This window comes from Salipaludibacillus keqinensis (assembly GCF_003226325.1).
Taxonomy (GTDB): Bacteria; Bacillota; Bacilli; order Bacillales; family Salisediminibacteriaceae; genus Salipaludibacillus; species Salipaludibacillus keqinensis.
The window spans coordinates 507,933-524,816 of the sequence record NZ_PDOD01000001.1; the positions used below are offsets into that span (position 1 = coordinate 507,933).

General features: G+C 38.0%; 22 protein-coding genes. 18 read left to right on the plus strand and 4 right to left on the minus strand.

Annotated features, from left to right (window positions below; genetic code table 11):
* Positions 1–2: 2 nt before the first annotated feature.
* The 4 genes from ribE to CR194_RS02640 all read left to right on the plus strand — a co-directional run bounded on the left by ribE (position 3) and on the right by CR194_RS02640 (position 2,834).
* On the plus strand, positions 3–659 hold the full coding sequence (gene ribE, locus CR194_RS02625) for a riboflavin synthase (protein ID WP_110608077.1): 657 nt from the start codon (positions 3–5) through the stop codon (positions 657–659).
* Between the two features lie 17 nt (positions 660–676).
* Positions 677–1,876 (plus strand): bifunctional 3,4-dihydroxy-2-butanone-4-phosphate synthase/GTP cyclohydrolase II, encoded by a 1,200-nt coding sequence (locus CR194_RS02630; RefSeq protein ID WP_110608078.1) that lies wholly within the window; start codon positions 677–679, stop codon positions 1,874–1,876.
* A gap of 18 nt (positions 1,877–1,894) precedes the next feature.
* Positions 1,895–2,365 (plus strand): 6,7-dimethyl-8-ribityllumazine synthase, encoded by a 471-nt coding sequence (ribH, locus tag CR194_RS02635; RefSeq protein ID WP_110608079.1) that lies wholly within the window; start codon positions 1,895–1,897, stop codon positions 2,363–2,365.
* 118 nt (positions 2,366–2,483) lie between these two features.
* A complete protein-coding gene (locus CR194_RS02640; protein WP_110608080.1) occupies positions 2,484–2,834 on the plus strand; it encodes a GNAT family N-acetyltransferase in 351 nt (116 codons plus the stop codon).
* Between the two features lie 16 nt (positions 2,835–2,850).
* Here CR194_RS02640 and CR194_RS02645 read toward each other — a convergent pair whose 3' ends face one another.
* Positions 2,851–3,378 carry a DUF309 domain-containing protein gene (locus CR194_RS02645; protein ID WP_110608081.1) on the minus strand — a complete coding sequence of 176 codons (528 nt, stop codon included), beginning with the start codon at positions 3,376–3,378 and terminating at the stop codon, positions 2,851–2,853.
* A gap of 146 nt (positions 3,379–3,524) precedes the next feature.
* On the opposite strand from CR194_RS02645, the gene CR194_RS02650 reads away from it, so the two are divergent.
* The 3 genes from CR194_RS02650 to CR194_RS02660 are packed head-to-tail and all read left to right on the plus strand — an operon-like array spanning position 3,525 to position 5,392.
* Complete coding sequence (locus CR194_RS02650) at positions 3,525–4,289, plus strand: segregation/condensation protein A (RefSeq protein ID WP_110608082.1); 765 nt, start codon at positions 3,525–3,527, stop codon at positions 4,287–4,289.
* Complete coding sequence (scpB, locus tag CR194_RS02655; protein ID WP_110608083.1) at positions 4,276–4,905, plus strand: SMC-Scp complex subunit ScpB; 630 nt, start codon at positions 4,276–4,278, stop codon at positions 4,903–4,905. Before CR194_RS02650 ends, scpB begins: the two co-directional genes overlap by 14 nt.
* Positions 4,895–5,392, plus strand: a complete 498-nt coding sequence (locus tag CR194_RS02660; RefSeq protein WP_110608084.1) for a DUF3907 family protein — start codon at positions 4,895–4,897, stop codon at positions 5,390–5,392. Before scpB ends, CR194_RS02660 begins: the two co-directional genes overlap by 11 nt.
* A 129-nt stretch (positions 5,393–5,521) precedes the next feature.
* Here the strand turns inward: CR194_RS02660 and CR194_RS02665 are convergent, their stop codons facing one another.
* Together CR194_RS02665 and CR194_RS02670 are read right to left on the minus strand one after the other, a co-directional pair.
* A complete protein-coding gene (locus CR194_RS02665; protein ID WP_233254202.1) occupies positions 5,522–6,232 on the minus strand; it encodes a DUF421 domain-containing protein in 711 nt (236 codons plus the stop codon).
* A gap of 60 nt (positions 6,233–6,292) precedes the next feature.
* A complete protein-coding gene (locus CR194_RS02670) occupies positions 6,293–6,802 on the minus strand; it encodes a hypothetical protein (protein WP_110608086.1) in 510 nt (169 codons plus the stop codon).
* Positions 6,803–6,986: 184 nt separating this feature from the next.
* On the opposite strand from CR194_RS02670, the gene CR194_RS02675 reads away from it, so the two are divergent.
* The 4 genes from CR194_RS02675 to spoVAE are packed head-to-tail and all read left to right on the plus strand — an operon-like array spanning position 6,987 to position 9,270.
* Positions 6,987–7,415 carry a YhcN/YlaJ family sporulation lipoprotein gene (locus tag CR194_RS02675; protein ID WP_110608087.1) on the plus strand — a complete coding sequence of 143 codons (429 nt, stop codon included), beginning with the start codon at positions 6,987–6,989 and terminating at the stop codon, positions 7,413–7,415.
* 10 nt (positions 7,416–7,425) lie between these two features.
* Positions 7,426–7,890 carry a stage V sporulation protein AC gene (spoVAC, locus tag CR194_RS02680; RefSeq protein WP_110608088.1) on the plus strand — a complete coding sequence of 155 codons (465 nt, stop codon included), beginning with the start codon at positions 7,426–7,428 and terminating at the stop codon, positions 7,888–7,890.
* A gap of 14 nt (positions 7,891–7,904) precedes the next feature.
* Positions 7,905–8,918 carry a stage V sporulation protein AD gene (gene spoVAD, locus CR194_RS02685; protein ID WP_110608089.1) on the plus strand — a complete coding sequence of 338 codons (1,014 nt, stop codon included), beginning with the start codon at positions 7,905–7,907 and terminating at the stop codon, positions 8,916–8,918.
* Position 8,919: 1 nt separating this feature from the next.
* Positions 8,920–9,270, plus strand: coding sequence for a stage V sporulation protein AE (gene spoVAE, locus CR194_RS02690; RefSeq protein ID WP_110608090.1), 351 nt, complete (start codon positions 8,920–8,922; stop codon positions 9,268–9,270).
* Between the two features lie 96 nt (positions 9,271–9,366).
* Here the strand turns inward: spoVAE and CR194_RS02695 are convergent, their stop codons facing one another.
* The gene (locus tag CR194_RS02695) at positions 9,367–10,095 is read right to left on the minus strand and encodes a DUF421 domain-containing protein (protein WP_408640718.1); all 729 of its coding nucleotides are present in this window, start codon (positions 10,093–10,095) and stop codon (positions 9,367–9,369) included.
* Between the two features lie 172 nt (positions 10,096–10,267).
* On the opposite strand from CR194_RS02695, the gene CR194_RS02700 reads away from it, so the two are divergent.
* From CR194_RS02700 to ccsB, 7 genes are all read left to right on the plus strand, one after another.
* Complete coding sequence (locus CR194_RS02700; protein WP_110608091.1) at positions 10,268–11,416, plus strand: D-alanyl-D-alanine carboxypeptidase family protein; 1,149 nt, start codon at positions 10,268–10,270, stop codon at positions 11,414–11,416.
* Entirely contained in the window at positions 11,409–12,008 is a 600-nt protein-coding gene (locus CR194_RS02705; protein WP_110608092.1) for a nucleoside recognition domain-containing protein, read from the plus strand. Before CR194_RS02700 ends, CR194_RS02705 begins: the two co-directional genes overlap by 8 nt.
* Positions 12,005–12,535, plus strand: a complete 531-nt coding sequence (locus CR194_RS02710) for a spore maturation protein (protein ID WP_110608093.1) — start codon at positions 12,005–12,007, stop codon at positions 12,533–12,535. The genes CR194_RS02705 and CR194_RS02710 overlap by 4 nt, the downstream gene beginning before the upstream one ends.
* Positions 12,536–12,671: 136 nt before the next feature.
* Entirely contained in the window at positions 12,672–13,391 is a 720-nt protein-coding gene (locus CR194_RS02715) for a pseudouridine synthase (RefSeq protein WP_110608094.1), read from the plus strand.
* Positions 13,392–13,485: 94 nt separating this feature from the next.
* Positions 13,486–14,013: a thiol-disulfide oxidoreductase ResA gene (resA, locus tag CR194_RS02720; protein WP_110608095.1), complete on the plus strand. Its 528-nt coding sequence runs from the start codon at positions 13,486–13,488 to the stop codon at positions 14,011–14,013.
* A 12-nt stretch (positions 14,014–14,025) separates the two neighbouring features.
* Positions 14,026–15,693: a cytochrome c biogenesis protein ResB gene (gene resB / locus CR194_RS02725; RefSeq protein ID WP_110608096.1), complete on the plus strand. Its 1,668-nt coding sequence runs from the start codon at positions 14,026–14,028 to the stop codon at positions 15,691–15,693.
* The gene (ccsB, locus tag CR194_RS02730; RefSeq protein ID WP_110608097.1) at positions 15,674–16,858 is read left to right on the plus strand and encodes a c-type cytochrome biogenesis protein CcsB; all 1,185 of its coding nucleotides are present in this window, start codon (positions 15,674–15,676) and stop codon (positions 16,856–16,858) included. Before resB ends, ccsB begins: the two co-directional genes overlap by 20 nt.
* Positions 16,859–16,884 lie beyond the last annotated feature (26 nt).

Genomic DNA, 16,884 nt, shown 5'->3' on the forward strand with positions numbered 1-16,884 from the left:
TTATGTTTACGGGAATAATTGAGGAAAAAGGAACGATTGACCGCATCCACCAATCGGGTGATGCGATTAGAATGACCATCCATGCGGACAAAATCCTTTCAGATGTTCAACTTGGTGACAGTATCGCAGTAAATGGTGTTTGTTTAACAGTGACTACTTTTAATCAATCTTCATTCTCGGTAGATTTAATGCCGGAAACTGTTCGTTCAACAAGTTTAAGGGACCTGAATGTTCGTTCTGAAGTGAATTTAGAGCGAGCAATGGCAGCGAAAGGAAGGTTTGGTGGTCACTTTGTCACTGGACATGTTGATGGAGTTGGTGTGATTCAATCCAAAAGAACAGAACATAACGCTGTATACTATACCATTCAAGTTGAAAAAGCATTAAGAAAGTATATGATGATGAAAGGAAGCGTTTCAGTCGATGGAACAAGTTTAACGATCTTTGGTCTTACAGAGGACAGTTTTACTATCTCTATCATTCCTCATACCATTCAAGAAACGATCATTGGCCGTAAAGGTACAGGTGATATTGTAAACATTGAATGTGATATGCTCGCAAAATATATAGAAGAATTGATGTCTCATCGGTTTTCTGCTGACGAAGCATCTTCTGAAAAGATGACAGAAAGTTTCTTGAAAGAACATGGGTTTAGATAAAGGAAGGAGACAATAACATGAGTACTTTTGATCCGATTGAAGAGGCGATATACGCATTAGCGCAAGGAGATGTTGTCATCGTCTGTGATGACGAAGACAGAGAAAACGAAGGTGATTTCGTTTCTATTGCTGAGAAAACGACACCAGAAATTATTAATTTCATGATCACTCATGGTAGGGGACTCGTCTGCACACCTATTACTGAAGATAGAGCAGAAAAACTTGGTTTAGTTCCGATGGTGGACCGGAATTCTGATCCTCATGGTACAGCGTTCACTGTCAGTATTGATCACAAACACACTACCACAGGGATTTCTGCACCAGAGCGGGCTATGACCGTAAAAGCACTTATTGATGATAGTACGAAACCAGCTGACTTTCAACGCCCTGGTCACATCTTTCCTTTGATTGCCAAAGAGGGTGGCGTTTTACGTAGAGCGGGACATACAGAGGCGGCTGTAGATTTAGCAAGAATGTCTGGAGCTAAACCAGCAGGTGTCATTTGTGAAGTCATCAAAGAGGATGGTACAATGGCAAGGGTACCAGACCTTCGCAAGATCGCGGATGAACATGACCTTAAAATGGTGACGATTAAAGATTTAATTCAATACAGAAACCGAAAAGACAAGCTAGTCAAGAAAGAAGTGGAAATTAAACTCCCCACAGAGTTTGGGGATTTCAAAGCGATTGGCTATTCAAATGTCGTCGATGGAAAAGAACATGTGGCCATTGTTAAAGGAGAAATTGGCGGGGAGAAGCCAACGCTCGTCAGAGTCCATTCAGAGTGTTTGACAGGTGATGTCTTCGGCTCTCAGCGATGTGATTGTGGACCTCAGTTGCAGGCTGCACTGGCACAAATTGAGGAAGCTGGATCGGGTGTATTGCTTTATATGCGTCAAGAAGGCAGAGGTATTGGCTTACTTAATAAAATGAAAGCTTATAAACTACAAGAAGAAGGATACGATACAGTAGAAGCAAATGAAAAACTAGGATTTGCTCCTGATTTAAGAGATTACGGTATCGGTGCACAAATTCTGCGAGATCTTGGCATTCGGAAAATGAAGCTGTTAACAAATAATCCGCGTAAAATCAAAGGTCTAAAAGGGTACGATTTAGAGGTTGTTGACCGGGTTGCCCTTCAGCTTCCTCATTCTAAATCGAATGAAAAGTATCTAAAAGTAAAAAAAGATAAGTTGGGACATTTACTACACTTTTAATTCACAGGAGGAATAATCATGGGTCAAGTTTTCGAAGGACATTTAATTGGAACAGGTTTAAAAGTAGGGATCGTTGTTGGAAGGTTTAATGAATTTATTACGAGTAAACTTTTAGGTGGAGCGGAAGATGCTTTCAAGCGACATGGCGTTGCAGAAGAAGATATTGATGTTGCTTGGGTACCGGGGGCATATGAAATTCCTCTAATCGCGAAGCGAATGGCGGATTCTGGTAATTATGATGCGGTTGTGACACTTGGTACTGTAATACGAGGGTCTACCCCTCATTTTGATTATGTATGTAGTGAAGTGTCTAAGGGAGTCGCTTCTATCTCTCTTTCTTCGGGGATTCCTGTCATATTTGGCGTGCTAACTACAGATACGATTGAGCAGGCTGTAGAACGAGCAGGCACAAAGGCTGGAAATAAAGGCTGGGAAGCTGCAGCAGGGGCTATTGAAATGGCTAACCTATCAAAAACATTTTCTAAATAAATTCATTTAGCATCTGCAGTATATTGCAGATGCTTTTCCTATTTAACCTACGAAAAGAGGAATAATACTAAGTAAAGAAGGGAATACCATGTGTAAAACCAAGCAAAGAGGGAGATCGATGTTAATTCCATACAAGAAAGAATATGAAAAAATTGCCATGGGGCTACTGTCCTTTATGCCTGGTAAAAAAAGCATTAAAATCATTCGAGAATGGATCGATCTTTACCAAACATCTAAAACTTCTCAACTATATTTATGGAAAAACGATACAGATCGCTTCATAGGGGTGATTGGAATAAAAGAAAGTGGACGGCGAGTATATGTGAATAATATTACGGTTGATCCATCTCACCGTAATGAGGGTCATGGAACAACGATGGTAAAAACGTTGATCGTAATGAACTCACTTCCAGTGGTAGGATCAGAAAGGACAAAACATTTCGTAGATAAATGTAAAGTTTCCTCATAAAAAAGAAAGAAAAGAGTTATCCCTCTTCTCTTTCTTTTTTCTTTTTTATAAGTGAATGTTGTCTTGCTTGGATCACTTCGGATCGATCTCTCAGTTTATGCCTGTAAATTAATTCTGTGGTATCTTCTATTTCACAAGACGACCATTCCCAACCTCTTTTAGCAGCCAACTGTTTGCATTGTTCTATTAATGCTTCGTCTATAATAGGAAGGTCCAATGGCTGATAAGGACCTTCGTAAAGCATATTCTTTATTCTCGACTTTATTAATTGTTCTAAGTCACTTTGGTGAATACTCAAATCGTTTAGTAAACCTCGATCGTTTCGCAAATGAGACAATACTTTACGGTACAAGCGTAAGCCACCATCAATATTCTTTTGACGTTCATGATAAACAGCAACCGCGATTTGAATAAGCGCTAGCCATTTGACATCATGGTTATTTTCGATCCAAAATTCCTCCATGATTTCATGGCATTCGAAATAATCTCTTGATCCATGGAAATGAACAAGATATTCTATATAAGGCTGTGGATATTTTTCCATTTTCCCCTCCAACAAAATCAAGTTTTATCTCTTCATCATAAACTATTCTCCTTTCAAAGTGAAGATGACAAAAAATGAGACATAGCCGAATGATGGAAAAAGAATATGGTATAATTCATTCATGAAAGAAAGGGAATGGTGAATTCATGCAATACAATGTAAAGCTTCATTCCTTTGAGGGTCCTTTAGATTTATTACTTCATCTTATTCAAAAAAATGATTTAGATCTTTATGATATCCCTGTAAAAGAGATTACGGAGCAATATATGACATACATTCATGCTATGCAAGTCGTTCATTTAGATGTGGCAAGTGAATATTTAGTCATGGCATCTACGTTATTACATATGAAAAGTTTGCTGCTACTTCCAGTAGAAGAGGAAGTCTGGGATGAGGAAGAGTTTATAGATGAAGAAGATCCTCGTGAAGACCTTATGCAAAAATTAATTGAGTACAAGAAATACAAAGAAGCGGCTGACGAATTAAAAGACAGAGAATTAGCCCGCAGTGACCTTTTTTCAAAACCAATGACAGATCTTACTCCTTTATTAGCTGATTCTGAAGAAGAAACAAGTCAATCGAAAGTGGACGTCTCTATATACGATATGCTGCAAGCTTTTCAAAACATGAAGAAAAGAAAGAAAAGAAAAGAGCCCGTATATTCTAAGATTCATCGTCAAGAAATTCCAATAGAACAAAAGATGTCTCAGATTGTGTTGAAACTGCATCATCTTGGAGGTAAAAGCAGGTTCTCAGAATTATTTGAAGAAGATAATGACGAACATATTGTCGTGAGCTTTCTAGCGATTTTAGAATTAATGAAATCGAACACGATTCGATGTGAGCAAGAATCAAACTTTGAAGATATATTTATTTATAAAAAGGAGGTCCATGCGATTGAAAAGTCATGAAATCAAGGCAATTATTGAAGGACTTTTATTCGTTTCTGGCGAAGAAGGTATAGACGAAAGTCAGCTGATGGACGTTCTGCAAATAGATCGTAAATCTCTTAAGTTTTATCTCCATGAAATGAAAGAGATGTATCAGTCTGATCACCGTGGATTACAGTTAGTGGAAGTAGCAGATGGATACCAACTGACTACGAAGCAGGAACATGCACCTTATTTCAAAAAGCTTGTGCAGTCTCCTACATCAGCCACACTTTCACAAGCTGCTTTGGAAGCTCTTGCGATCATCGCTTACAAACAACCCATTTCACGGGTAGACGTGGAAGATATCCGCGGCGTGAAATCCGAACGGCCGATAAGGACTTTGAATGGCAAAGGATTTATTAAAGAAGTTGGACGGGCAGAAGGTACTGGCAGAGCGATATTATATGGAACAACAAAGCTCTTTTTAGAGCAGTTTGGTTTGCGTTCAACGAAAGAACTTCCTCCCTTACCTGATCAAGTGTCTGAAGATGAAGGGGAAGAAGAAGTTGACTTGTTTTTCGAGAAATTCCAAGAGCAAATGGCTAATCAACCGACTTTAATTCAAGAAGGAGAGAAACAACCTAATGGGAAATGATTTAGTAAAACGACAACTTCAATTTACGATGGATAATATGGAACAAGCTGCAGAAGAATTGAGAAGCTTCTTAAATGAAGCAACATTAACTAATTTAATAGCAGAAGGAAGTGAGACCTCAGAAGAAGATTTTCAATTAATTCTTGATCAGTTTCGTCGACTTCTTGTCTTCTTTGATGAAGGACGGGAATCCGGCAATTTACTGCTTCGCAGCGAAAACTTCCGGAAAAGTGCTGCAGAGAAAACACTTTACTGGATTTTTCATCAATGCGTGGAAGAGTTTTTCCAACCGCACTTTGATATATGGTATGAAGATAGTCGTGCTGCTTACACTGGTAAAAATGCGATTCGTTTTCGAACGGAAGTTCCTCAGAAAATAAAAGAAATCGTAAAAGTGATTGAGGGTCCTCTTCAAGAGGTGCGAGAGGAATTAGAGTATTATGAAACAGACTATCGTACAAAAGTGAAGCAAAGAGAAAGCAAATAGTTTAGATTCATGCAGGCTGCGCCACGATATGGGTGACAGCCTGTTTTTTAGTGTTTTTAAGTCTGCATTAAAATAAGAACTTGTTCCTTGATCAGGTAATGAGGAAGACTCATTAATAACAGGTGAAGATTAAAGTATTTGAATCTCTTTAATGAATGGACTGCGGTTTAGTTGTAAGTAGAGAGGAGTATCTTTCGTCCACTCACCTATAATGACGTGTTGCACGTTTAATCCTTGTTGATCGAGAAGAAATTCGAAATATTCCTTAGAATATGCTGTCTGATCTACGTTGTCTAGAATCCATTCACCATCGCTAATGATGGTCATAGGTAATATCACATTAGTAGGAGTTTTAGACAGGTCATCTTTAGTGATGCTTTGATAAGGGCTCTTCTTCAGTACATTTACTGTTCCATTCGCTTCAAGAATAGCATATTCTACTTCTTTAAAAGAGAATACGTCCCTGTTTCTTAATAAATTTTGCAACTGGTGGAGATCTAAATTATTTTTTTTCAACTGCTCACGATCGATGATTCCCTTTCTGATTACGATAGAAGGTTTCCCTTCTAACAAACTACGCGTACCCTTCCATTTTTGAGTAACTTTTTCAATCCCCACAATCAAGATTCCCCATAACAAAACCGCATAAAGAACATAATTTATGCCAATTTCTTTATCGTAGATCGCATTTCCAACTAACTCCCCCAATACAAGAGCTGAAATAAAATCAAAAGGTGTTAATTGGGTGATTTGAGTCTTGCCCAAAACTTTTGTTAACACAAGTAGAGCTATAAATCCTATTAATAATTCGATTGTTAAAGATGAAAAGGTTGTATTCAATGATCTAACCCTGCCTTCTGAAAACTTGTTTATTAAGTAGGGTTCTCTAAGCATTCAATATTATGAGGCTTTTAATAATTCAGTTAGCCATTGATCCATTTGAGAGCAAATTTCGTTTGATACAGCTACAAGTTGACCTACTTCTGTATTTGGATTATTTATTGAACCTGAAAAAACCGTTTTTAATGTACCTTCTTTTGTATACCAAAAGCGAAGTAAATAATCGTTATAAGTCTGTAAATATTTATTTATTATGATTAGTTGATCCTCAATATATATAGATGCCAATATTTCGTCATCGAATAGAAGAAAATTGGGGGTTAATTCAATCTCTTTTTTATGAATACTGTAAGTTTGTTTTTGAACCGCATTCCTTATTTTCAATAATTGCAATTCAATCGTTCGTGATATTTCTTCGTGCCAATCTTTTTCTGTATAGTCAGATTCAGTATGTAATTTTCGGGTATTTTTTACATTTTTGTGTTTAGGTATCATCTTCATGATGAAAAATAGGGTGATGATCTGTACAAGAAATATGGCGAACAGCATGATAGAAATCGATAAAAGCATTGGTAAACCCTCCATTCACACAAGTATCGTATCAAAGATGACCTATAAATGACACAAGTTCTTGCTAGATTAGATTTCTAATATGCCAGCATCTTTTATAAGCTGAAAGTCACCTTATTTTCCCAACATAAAAAATCTTACCTTTTAAGATACTAACTGTACAAAGTTAGAGAGGATGAACGCAGTGTTGATAAGAATTATGCTCTTGGCCATGTGTTTTGTCATTCTTACTGCATGTCAAACGTCTGACCAAAGCTCTCCTCAAGGGCAAAGCATGAAGAAAGAGGTCATTTCTCAACAAGAGGCTGTCCAAGCAGAGAAGACAGTAGAGAGCTTGGAGCAAGTAGAAGAGGCTACAGCGGTGTCATTGGATAAGGATGTGTATATTCATTTATCAGTGACTGGCTTTGATCGTTTCTTTCTAAAAGATATTCGTAAAGAAGCTGAAAAAAGCCTTGAAACAAAAGCTTCGAAAGAGAATATTCACGTCTCTACTGATAAGAAAATCGAATTAGAAATCAAAGAACTTAAGGAAAAATTGAAGGAACAGGGAATGACTAAGGAGCAAATGAAAACTGAATTAGAGAAAATCGACAAAGACATGAAAGGATAGGTGTCTTTTTATGGGTAAAGATTCCAAGTTATCGCCCGCTCAAAAAGCATATCAACAAGTCGCCAGTAAACATGAGACGAAAAGACCTGTAGGAATAAACTGTGTTAAAGCGTTTATTTTCGGTGGGTTAGTGTGCACGTTTGGACAACTTATTCAAAACGGGTATATTCATTACTTTGATTTCACAGAAAAGACTGCTGGGGACCCTACAGTAGCTACGTTGGTCTTTTTAGCAGCTCTACTTACTGGGTTCGGTGTATACGACAGGTTTGGCCAGTTAGCAGGAGCAGGTTCCGCAGTTCCGGTCACTGGTTTTGCTAATTCAATGGCTTCAGCAGCAATCGAACACCGAACAGAAGGTTATGTATTAGGAGTAGGATCAAATATGTTTAAACTTGCCGGTTCAGTCATTGTGTTCGGTGTAGTTGCGGCTTTCTTCGTGGTGTTAATCAAAATGGCGTTCTTTGAGCTATAAAGGAGGAGAATTCATTGCTAGTCGGAAAACGAACATGGATGTTTGAAAAGCGTCCAGTGATTATTAGCTCAGGTGTTATCGGTGGCCCTTTTGAAAAACAGGGAGCATTGGCCAACGATTTTGACCGCTTTTATGACGATTTATGGTGTGGAGAAAAAAGTTATGAGCAAGCACAAAAAAAATTGTTAGAAGATGCATGTCAGGAAGCTTTAAACAAAGCCAATTTGAAGCAAGAGGATATTCAGTTTATCTTTGCAGGCGATTTATTAAACCAAATTACCTCTACTAGTTTTGCTTGTAGATCCTTGTCTATTCCTTATTTCGGCCTGTTCGGTGCTTGTGCAACTTCTATGGAAGCTCTTGCACTGGCAGCCTACGTTGTAAACAGCCAAGGGGCCCAACACGTTCTAACTGGATCGTGCAGTCATAACGCTGCTATCGAAAAAACATTTAGATACCCCACTGAATATGGGTCTCAAAAGCCTCCTACTGCTCAATGGACGGTGACTGCAGCAGGCGTTGGACTTGTAGCCTCTCAAGGTGAAGGCGCTGTTGTTACTTCTGCAACAATTGGAAAAGTGATAGACGAAGGTTTAAAAGACCCTTTTAACATGGGTGCTGCTATGGCGCCAGCAGCTGTAGATACTATAAAAGCGCATTTAACCGATCGAAATCTTTCAACTGATCATTACGATTTAATTTTGACTGGAGATCTAGCAAAGATCGGCAGGCCGATAGCGTTGGAACTATTTCAGCAAAATAAGATTTCCATTCAAGAGGATATCTTTCAGGATGCTGGTTTGTTGATTTATAAACCTGATCAACCAATTCAAGCTGGTGCTAGTGGAGCTGGATGCTCTGCGGCAGTTACGTATGGACATATCTTGAAACGTATCCAAAGTGGTGAATTGAAGAGAGTATTGATTGTCGCTACAGGTGCACTTTTATCCCCACTAACTTTCCAACAAAAAGAATCAATCCCTTGCATAGCACACGCTGTATCTATTGAACATCAAGGAGGGATGTAAAATGATATTTGTTCATGCTTTTATCGTCGGGGGAATTATTTGTGTAATAGGACAAATTCTTTTGGATGTCGCTAAATTAACGCCCGCACACACTATGAGCACATTAGTCGTCGTAGGTGCAATTATGGATGGTTTAGGTCTTTATGAACCTTTAATTGATTTTGCAGGGGCAGGAGCAAGTGTACCAATTACTAGCTTTGGAAATGCTCTTGTTCATGGTGCAGTTACTGAAGCTGGTCAAAGCGGTTGGATAGGAATTTTAACAGGCATATTCCAAGTCACTAGTGCTGGTATCTCATCAGCAATTATTTTCAGCTTTTTAGCTGCTCTTCTTTTCAGACCAAAAGGGTGAGGGAGTCATGTTAAATACGCTACGTGGAAGGGGAGCGAGATCTTTCCTATCAACTTGATAAAGGAGCAAGATTCTCAAGTTTATTTTCAGCGAAGATTAATGGTAAAAAGGAGGACCTTTATATTTGATGTCATTTATTGATATATGAAGGTCGCCTTCCTCATTTACACTGGCGAATAAGACGTTTTTTGATTGACTAACACCCTTTTTCTTTAGTTCTTCATCAAGCCAGTTAATAGACAAATTCAAATGTTTTAATATATTTGGATAGACCTGGCCCTCAATAATAACAGGAAAAGCTAAATTAGAAGAGCGCTTAGCAAGATAGAGATCTTCTAGAGTGACAACAGCATTCTCAGGTTTTTTATAAACTGTCAATTTTCCATTAGCTTCTACAATTGCCAATTTAACAATAGATAGATCGAAAATGTCTTTTTCTCTCAACATTTGAAGGATGTTATCTATAGAATAACGGATTTTCTCGAGGTTAGCGATGATTAATACCCCATTTTCTATTACAACAGTAGGTTCAAAGGTCATCGCATGGCCGAACCACCGTTTCTTTATTAAGAGGTAACTGACAATTCTTTGTAATATAGCAATCATTACAATTGCTACAATCGTATGAATATGATGAATGTTAGGATCGGCAATATCAGCACCTGTTACAGAAGCTAGTGTGATAATGACTAGAAAATCAAATAACGGTAATTGTCCGATTGCTCTTTTACCCATGTACATAGTTACAACGAGTAGTAAAGGAAGAATAGTAAAAATCCTTAAAATGACTTTCGCTAATTCCATCACAATCATGGAGTCGTTCATCTTATCTTCCCCTTCAATTTATATGAATAAAGTTAGTTTTTACAACTAGAGGAAAGATATTCTTCTTATCGTAAAACGAGATGGACATACTTTATTAATCTCTGCATAAATTGACTTATAAGAGATAGGCAAGACAAGCCAACACACGGGTTGATATGATCGGAGGACAGGTATGTATAAGAAATTATTTACCGTGGTAGCGAGCGTTGTAATAGTATTAACTTTGTCAGGCGCATCCGGAGCTAATGAATTTAATCAAAACGTATCAGCTGAAGGCGCTATTCTTATGGAACAAGAAAGCGGACGGATTTTGTACGAAAAGAATTCCCGAACGCAAATGAGAATTGCTAGTATTACAAAGATCATGACAGCCATCTTAGCGATAGAATCTGGAAAGTTAGATGAAACGGTGACAGTTTCCAGTAGAGCTTTCGGTACAGAAGGTTCCTCCATTTATTTAGCTGAAGGAGAGAAAATCCCTTTAAATGACTTGGTGTATGGATTGATGCTCCGTTCCGGAAATGACGCAGCCGTAGCAATTGCTGAACATGTTGGTGGAAGTTTAGAAGGATTTATTTATTTAATGAACGAAAAAGCTAGAGAAATTGGAATGAGTCAAACTGTTTTTTCGAACCCACATGGTTTAGATGATCACGAAGAGCATTATTCAACTGCTTATGATATGGCTTTGCTAACCCAATATGCAATGAAAAACCCTGTTTATCAAGAAGTCTCCGCTACAGAGACTTATCGCTCAGAAACAAAGGAAAATCGTATCCGAGTCTTTAATAATAAAAACCGATTATTAACCCAACTCTATCCTGCATCCACCGGAGGTAAAACAGGTTACACGAAAAGAGCGAAACGAACGCTCGTTTCAACGGCAGAAAAAAATGAAATGGATTTAATTGCCGTCACAATTAATGCCCCGAGTGATTGGTACGACCATATGAATTTGTTTGAATGGGGATTTGAACATTTTCAGTTAAAGACATTAGTGAAAGAAGGAAAGGTGAATAGAGTAGAGGATCCCTATTATAAAGATCGGTTAAAAGCAGAATTTTCATTTCAATACCCAATAACGGAAGAAGACAAGCAAAAGCTTGTGCCAAGAATTGTGGTACCTCAACCTGCCAATCATGAAAGGTGGAAGAGAGAAGGGTATCCTTATCCTATTGGAACGATTCAACTGGAGTTAGACAATGAAATTATTGGTGTTGTTCCTTTAAGCTATATTGAGAAGGATTCACCTCGTGATCCTTTTTATAGAAGGTGGATCAATCAATGGTTTCAAATGAATGGGATTGTCCCCCATGGTTAATCTCATTTGGGCCGGTTTATTTTTTATCGGTTATATATTTGCCGCTTTTCAAGGGAATATGACAGCTGTTAATGAGGCAATCTTCACCGGGGCAAAGGAAGCAGTAGTCATTTGTATTGGTTTGATCAGCGTAGTAACGTTTTGGTTAGGAATGATGCGAATTGCAGAGTTAGCAGGCATATTGAAAAAAATGAGTCAATGGTTGCAACCATTAATTACAAAACTTTTCCCAGACATACCTAAAGGTCATCCAGCCATTGGTTACATTGTGTCTAATATGAGTGCGAATATGTTTGGGCTCGGGAATGCTGCAACACCTATGGGGATCAAAGCAATGAAAGAATTAAAAAAGTTGAACAACGATAAGGACGAAGCCAGTCGTTCAATGGTCACTTTACTTGCAATTAATACAGCTAGCATTACTCTCATTCCTACCACCGTTATTGCTTTGAGGATAGAATATCATTCTATAGCCCCCACAGAAATAGTCATTACAACCATTCTTGCGACAGCTTGTTCAACAATTGGTGCAATTCTCATTGATCGTTTCTTTTATTATAAGAGGATTAGCAAAGGACGTGGTAGCTATTGACTTGGTTATCAACGATCTCAATCTGGATTATTCCATCTTTTATCATGGTCATATTAATAACCGCTACTTGGAAAAGAGTACCCACCTATGAAGCTTTCACTGAAGGGGCTAAAGAGGGTGTACAAATATCCTTTTCCATTATCCCCTATTTAGTTGGCATGCTTGTATCAATCAAAGTTTTTCGTGAGTCAGGGGCATTGGAATTTTTCATTGATTTATTCAGACCATTATTTTCAATGTTTTATATTCCAGTAGAAATAATACCTCTTGCACTTATTAGACCTCTTTCTGGTACTGGAGCATTAGGAATGACAAGCGACCTCATCGCTACTTACGGACCAGATTCTTTTATAGGTCGGCTAGCTTCCACGATGCAGGGAAGCACAGATACAACTTTCTATGTATTAACGGTTTATTTTGGAGCTATTGGCATTAAAAAAATGGGTGATGCTTTGAAAGTCGGTTTATCTGCGGATGTAATCGGTATCATTGCTTCTATTATCATCGTGAGACTGGTATTTTTATAAGAAATCCCCCTTGAAGAGCATACTTTAAGGGGTAAAAGTTGTGTATTCGTGAAAAAAAAGCTAAAATTAACGTTTGAAATCAATTTAGTGTCGACGACAATACAGATAATGATATGATTAGGCTGAGGTGAAAGTAATGGAACGATTACAAAAAGTGATAGCGCAAGCAGGAATAACATCAAGAAGAAAAGCAGAAGGGTTAATTACGAGTGGAAAAGTTTATGTAAATGGAAGTAAAGTAACGGAATTAGGAACGAAAGTAGATCCATCAAACGATGAAGTGGTAGTAGATGGGGTTCCAATTAACAAGGAAGAACCTGTCTATTTTTTGCTGTATAAACCAGCTAGTGTTATTTCAGCAGTATCCGATGAATTCGATAGAAAAGTTGTGACTGATTATATCCCGACCGAACAGCGAATTTATCCAATTGGTCGGTTAGATTATGATACTTCTGGTCTGCTCTTACTTACAAATGACGGTGATTTTGCAAATTTACTGATGCATCCGAAGTATAAAATTAAAAAAACATATATTGCCAAAGTTGAAGGTATGCCGTTACGTGAGAATGTAAAGAAACTTGAACGTGGGATTACCCTTGAAGATGGTAAAACTGCCCCTGCACAAGTGAAAGTAACAAAATCAGATAAGAAAAAGAATACATCGATCGTCGAAATAACGATTCATGAAGGAAAAAACCGTCAAGTCCGCAGAATGTTGGAAGCAATCGGGCACCCTGTACTAAAGCTTAAGAGAGAGCAATATGCTTTCCTTCATTTACGTGGGTTAAATGCTGGTGAGTTTCGAGAATTAAAACCACATGAAGTGAAACAACTCAGAGAATTAGCTGTCACATAATGTTCATAAATTCAATGGATCGTATATATTAACACTATTTAGGTAGTGTTAATATAGAGAGGAAAGACAATCGAATGGGTAATGGGGGAGCAATATGAAACAACGAAGACTCATCATACGGTCGGTTATATTAATAGTGATGCTTGCAGCGATTGGCTATACATTTTATAACCATTTCTCTACTGAGAGAGGTTTAGTAGATCAAGGTGATATCGCTCCTAACTTTGTCTTAGAAGACATGGAAGGCAATCGTTTAGAGCTTGCTGATTTGCAAGGTGAAGGTGTTTATGTGAATTTTTGGGCAACGTACTGTACGTACTGCAGAGATAAAATGGCTTATTTACAAGAGTATTATGAAGAGTATGAACAAGAAGGAGTCAAGATTGTATCGATTAATGTGAACGAGACCACTCTTCAAGTGGAAAGACATCAGCAACGGCAAGGTTTAAGCTATCCTTTATTTATTGATCGGAATATGCTTGTTAGCAATGCTTATGGAGTAAGTAGTCTACCGGCTACATTTCTGATTGATGAGAACGGACAAGTGATAGAGCGACAAATAGGGGCTAAATCAGAAGAACAAGTCCTGGAATCGTTAAACGAACTTATTCCGGGAAGTTAGTGGGGGTTCAACATGGAGAAAGTGAAATGTGAATGCGGTCATTTGAATCCATACGGGACTTATTTATGCGAGTCATGTGGGAAACCGCTTAAAGAAGAAAAAGGCAAAGTTGCCAATATGCGGTACGAAGGTGTAGCAAGACGTTCACAAACGTATAAACAAACGCCAATAGATAAGATATGGAACTTTTTCTCTTCTGTTAAAGTAGGAATTTGGATCATTGTATTGTTGCTTTTAACATCTTCTCTTGGAACATTATTTCCACAAGAAATGTATATCCCGCCTGGTGAAAATCCTACTCTATATTATGAACAGGAATATGGTTTAGCGGGAAAACTTTATTATCAACTTGGCTTTCACAACTTATACAGCTCATGGTGGTACATGCTATTAATCGCTTCTTTGGGTGTCTCACTAGTCATAGCTAGTCTGGACAGAGTCGTTCCTCTATATAGAGCATTGAAAACTCAAAGAGTTACTCGCCATGAAGGTTTTCTAAAGCGACAGAGGATTTTTGGGGAAGCTACTGGAATAACTGACCCGGATAGTGAGATGGCGAAAGCAGAAGAAATCTTGAAAGAGAAACGCTACAATGTTAGAAGAGAAAACGGTAATATCCTTGCTGAAAAAGGGCGTTTCGCAAGATGGGGTCCATATGTAAACCATGTTGGGTTAATCATTTTTCTTATTGGTGGAATGCTAAGGTTTTTTCCGGGTATGTATTTAGACGCGCATGTCTGGGTACGTGAAGGGGAGCAAGAAGTTATTAGCGGAACAAATGGAGAATATTTCTTACGCAACAATGAATTTCTTATAGAGTTATATGATGAGGAAGATGAGAAGTACCGAGAAGCATTACAAAGAACCGGTTCACCTGTCGTAAAAACATACCAAACATCAGCAACATTGTTAAAGAGGTCTAATGAAGGAACAGTAGGCAGTGAAACGGAACTAGAAGAAGTAAAAGATTATGATATTAGAGTGAATGATCCACTTACTTTTGAAGGTTTTTCCTTATACCAAGTAGACTACAAATTGAATGAATTATCTCAATTTACATTCACACTTGAAAACGAATCAGATGAAAATCTGTCAGATGAGATCCAGTTTCAAGTTGATTTAAACGATCCGCAAAAATTGTATGAATTTGATAACGGCTACAGGATTGAAATCATGGAGTACTTTCCTAATTTTGTTTTAGATGATAATCGGGAACCTTCTACATTGAATAGAATCCCGGATAATCCGAGGATCATTTTTGAAGTGTTTCCGCCAGACGTTAATCATGAAGAAGAGTCAGGCGAGATTAGTTTAATTGGCATTCAAGTAAACGAAGCTCTAAATGGGGAAAATGATCATACGATTCGGATGTTGGATGTGGAAATGGTTGATGTCACAGGTTTAACAATCCGAAAAGATCATACGCTTCCGATCATCTCTATAGGTGGTATTATCTTTATGATAGGACTAATACAAGGATCTTATTGGCACCACAGACGTATTTGGATCCAAAATCGTGAAGGAACATTGTTATTGGCTGGCCACGCAAATAAAAATTGGCAAGCACTGAAAAATGATTTTCAGTTGATATCAGATAACACTCATATTCCTTCACCTAAAGACCAAACTGAAAAGGAAGATGAAGGAGTGAGTCAAAATAATGATCCAACTAAGCAGTAATTTCATGTATGCCGCTTTCTTCTTATATCTTGCGGCCACGATTTTTTTTGCTGTATCCATAACAGGAAAAAAATTCAAAAATAAACAAGGAAACGAAGTAAATAAAGCAGGGATGTTTGGTTTTATCAGTGCCTTACTAGCTGTTCTGTCTATGTTGGCTTATTTCACTACTAGGTGGATCGCTGTAGGTTACGCACCTGTGAGTAATATGTTTGAATATACGGTTGCTCTGGGCATGGCTACTTCTATAGGGTTTGTGATTATTTACGCCCTTTACCGTAACAATTATCTTGGCTTATTTACCATGCCGATTGTTATGCTAATTGTTGCTTATGCTTCCATGTTTCCTGGTGAAGTACAACCTTTAATACCAGCTTTGCAATCCCATTGGTTAACGATTCACGTTATTACAACCGTTATAGGCCAAGGAATTTTAGCTATCGGCTTTGTTGGAGGACTCTTGTATTTAATTCGTGTGATTAACTTCAAAGAAAGCTCCAAGAAAGTGAAGGGCGTCGAGTTCATTCTTTTTACATTATTGAGCACAGTAGCCTACGTGGCTATGGGATTCGGTTTTGGTGCGAGTAACTATGAAGCCACATTTGAATATGTGAATGAACAAGGAAACCCAGCAGAAATGATTTATTTATTTCCTCCTTTAATTGGACCTAATGAAGGGGAACTTATTTCTGAACAAGGAATGTCACCGGTCATTGATGCACCTGCCATTATTCAAAGCGCTGATTTGAATACAGTCATTTGGGCAGTGTTAGGGGGAGTAGTATTGTTTTTGCTCCTTAGATTAATACTCCGCCAACCTATTGGAGGAGCTATACAACCTCTACTTAAAAATGTAAATCCTCAAACAGTAGATGAAATCAGTTATAGAGCAATTGCCATAGGATTTCCTGTTTTCACACTAGGTGGATTAATCTTTGCTATGATTTGGGCGCAAATTGCTTGGACGAGATTTTGGGGATGGGACCCTAAAGAAGTATGGGCACTCATTACATTTCTATTTTATGCAGCTTATTTGCATTTACGTTTATCAAAAGGGTGGCACGGAGAAAAAAGTGCTTGGCTTTGCGTGATTGGGTTTGCGCTAATCATGTTCAACTTAATTTTCGTTAATTTAGTGATAGCTGGATTGCATTCATACGCATAATGACAAAGGGTTGTCTCTTTAGTCGA